Source organism: Actinoplanes sp. NPDC048791, from assembly GCF_040650095.1.
Classification (GTDB): Bacteria; Actinomycetota; Actinomycetes; order Mycobacteriales; family Micromonosporaceae; genus Actinoplanes.
Map to the genome: position 1 here is coordinate 1 of NZ_JBEZGQ010000991.1, position 3,059 is coordinate 3,059.

A 3,059-nucleotide genomic window follows, 5' to 3' on the forward strand; every position below is an offset into this window, starting at 1 on the left:
CGGGCGTGGCCCGGCCGCCGTCGCGGCCCCCCGCGTCGTAGCCTCACTCGTCTCAACACCACCCCTACCCCGCGCAGTCACCTGTGATGCCCACCCGGGATCGCCCGCGCCCCTTGCCCCCGCTTCGACGATGGGGCTTGGGCAGACGCTAGGGAACGGCTCACCTACATGTCAACAGTGTGACGGCGAGATTTCCTCAGTCGCGGGAAGAGCAGCTGTCCCGCTCGACGATGGTCGGCGCCAGCAACCGGGTGCCCGGCGTACGGCGGCCGTCCAGCAGGTTCATCGCGGTCTCCACGGCCAGCGTCCCGACGTCGTGGGCGGGGATGTCGGCCGAGGTCAGCCGGACCGGCAGGCTCACCGCCACGTCGCGCGGGCACACCGCGACGATGGACAGGTCCTCGGGCACCCGGCGGCCGCTGGCGCGCAGCTCCTCCAGCAGCGGCACCAGTGCCTCCTCGTTGTGCACGACCAGCGCCGACACCTCCGGCAGCTCGGCGTCGATCTCGGCGAGGCACTCGCGCACTCCCGCGGCGCCCGGCCCGCACGGATGGGCGACCGTGTCGAGCCCCAGCTCGGCCGCGGCGTCAGTGAAGCCGGTCAGGAACCGCGAGGCGTACGTGGTGCCGCGCTCGTACACGGCCGGGGACGGGCCGACGAGGGCTATCTTGCGGTGCCCGTGCCCGGCCAGGTGCTTCAGGCACTCGGCCGCGGTGGCCGCGAAGTCCAGGTCGACGCAGGCGATGCCGGCCGCGTCGTCGGGCAGCCCGATCAGCACCGAGGGCTGCTTGAGCCGGCCCAGCGCCGGGATCCGGACGTCGTCGCGCTCGACGTCCATCACGATCAGCGCGTCGACCATGGTGGCGCCGGCGACGCGTTCCAGGCCCGCGGTGCCCTCGTCCTTGGTCAGCAGCAGCACGTCGTGGTTGTACGTGCGCGCCGCGGTCACCACCGCCGTCACGAACTGCATGATGACCGGCACACTGACGTCCACCCGCAACGGCACCACCAGGGCCAGCACGCTGGTGCGGCTGCTGGCCAGGGCGCGGGCCCCGGCGTGCGGGTGGTAACCCAGCTCGGCGATGGCCGCCTTGACCCGGGCCTGGGTCTCGGCGGAGATCGGCCGGCGCCCGCTGAGCACGTACGAGACCGTGCTCATCGAGACGCCCGCCGCCCGGGCGACGTCGCTGATCGTCGGCATCGCCCTCCCCGTTCTGCTCGCTGTCGGCCTGCCGATCCTACTGACCGTCACCACGTGCACCCCGGCACCGCCGCGCCGGGGTGCCGGTGATCACCCGGCCGCCCGGAAGGTGGCCAGCCGTACCCCCTCACCGAGGACCAGATACACGTCGTGCCGGCCCCGGACCCGGTCCAGCCGGGCGTTGACCGAGGCATACGTGTACTTGTCGCCGGTGCTCGCCACGGTGGCCGTGCCCAGCAACCGGCCGGTCGGTGCACCGAGGCGGACCTCGACGGTGCCCGGGCCCGCGCTCGCCTTGGCCACCCGGGCGGTGAAGGCCGTACCGAGCCGCGAGTCCTTGAACGCGATCCAGTCGCCGGCCTTCGCGGCGCCCACCGCGGTGCCGCGCGGCTTGCTCTCATCGACGAGCTGCGCACCGCCGTACGCGTCGAAGCTCTCCGCCCGGGTCGTCCGGGTCAGGTCCCGGGCCGGAATGGTCTCGCCCCGCACCCGCAGCGAGCCGCGCTGCCGGATGTCCGCCGACGAGGAGCCGGCGAGCAGGTCGTGCACGGACGACTCGCTCACCCAGCGGCCCCGGGTGACGTCCCAGTGCGCGAGGTCGGCGAGCGGGAAACTCAGCGTGACGGTCCTGGTGGCGCCGGGCGCGAGGCTGACCCGCTGGAACGCCCGCAGCTGCTTGACCGGCAGTTTGTCCCGCGAGATGCGCTGGTGGCTGTAGAGCTGCACGACCTCGTCCCCGGCCCGGGTGCCGGTGTTGGTCACGTCGACACGAACGGTGACAGTGCCGCCGGACGTGCGGGCGCGCAGCGGTGCATAGCGGAACTTCGTGTAGGACAGGCCGTGGCCGAACGCATAGAGCGGCCGCTGCCTGCTGTACAGGTACGTCTGTTCCGAGGCGATGATGTCGTAGTTGAGCAGGTCGGCCGGGAGCTGGTCGTCCGAGCGGGGCCAGGTCTGGGTGACCCGCCCGGCCGGGTTGACGTCGCCGAAGAGCACGTCGGCCACGGCGTGGCCGGTCTCGGCGCCGGCGTGGGTGGTCCACAGGATCGCCGGTACGTGCTCCTGCTCCCAGGTGATCGAGTCGGGATAGCTGGTCTGCAGCACCACCGTCGTACGCGGATTCGCCTTCAGCACCGCCTCGACGAGCGCGTGCTGGCTCTCGCCCAGCGCCGTCGTGGTGCGGTCGTGCGCCTCGCGCCCGTTGATGAACGGGTTGCTGCCGACCACGACCACCGCGGCGTCGGCGCCGATCACCGCGGCGACCGCCTCGTCCACGCCGCTGCTGATCACCTCGCGGGTGAAGTGCGCGGCGCCCTCGGCGGTGGCGGAACCGAGCGCCAGCTTGCCGTCCGCGCCGACCGTGACGTACGTGTTCGCGCCGAACCAGCTCTCCTTGGTCTCGTAGCCCGCGTAGTGCAGGACGTAGCTGCCGTCGCCCTGCCGCTCGAGCTTGAACTGCTGCTGCACGAACCAGCCGTTGGGCTGCTCGTCGCGGGTCAGCAGCGGACCCCAGTTGTAGCCGAGGTACCGGCCGTTGGCGACGTTGCGCAGCGTGGCGACGCCCTGGCCCCAGTCGACCGTGTCGAACTGCGCGGCCGCGCCCGCGCTCGTGCCGGAGGCGGTGACCGCGTCGGCGTCGGTGGTGCCGGTGGCGGTCACGTACCGGCCCGTGGTGATGTCCTTGAGGGCGATCCGGTCGGCGCCGTCGCTGGTGGTCACACTCTTTGCCCGCTCGCGGATGCCGTCCAGGGCGGTGACCTCGTAGGGGAGCTTGCCGCCGTACCAGTCGGTGTAGAGGGTGTCGGCCAGCGGGCCGACCACGGCCACCTTGCCGCCGGGCCGCAGCGGCAGCGCGCCG

General features: G+C 72.6%; 2 protein-coding genes. Both read right to left on the bottom strand.

The features are described from left to right. Positions 1 to 196 precede the first annotated feature (196 nt). Positions 197 to 1,201: a LacI family DNA-binding transcriptional regulator gene (locus AB0C29_RS40975; protein WP_360832508.1), complete on the bottom strand. Its 1,005-nt coding sequence runs from the start codon at positions 1,199 to 1,201 to the stop codon at positions 197 to 199. Positions 1,202 to 1,291: 90 nt separating this feature from the next. Next, positions 1,292 to 3,059 (bottom strand): glycoside hydrolase family 3 C-terminal domain-containing protein (locus AB0C29_RS40980; RefSeq protein ID WP_360832511.1); only part of this gene is annotated, 1,768 nt, incomplete at its 5' end.

What these genes read in the sequence shown, in the direction of transcription:
- AB0C29_RS40975 (WP_360832508.1), bottom strand. Translation starts at nt 1,201, where the DNA reads ATGCCGACGATCAGCGACGTCGCCCGGGCGGCGGGCGTCTCGATGAGC.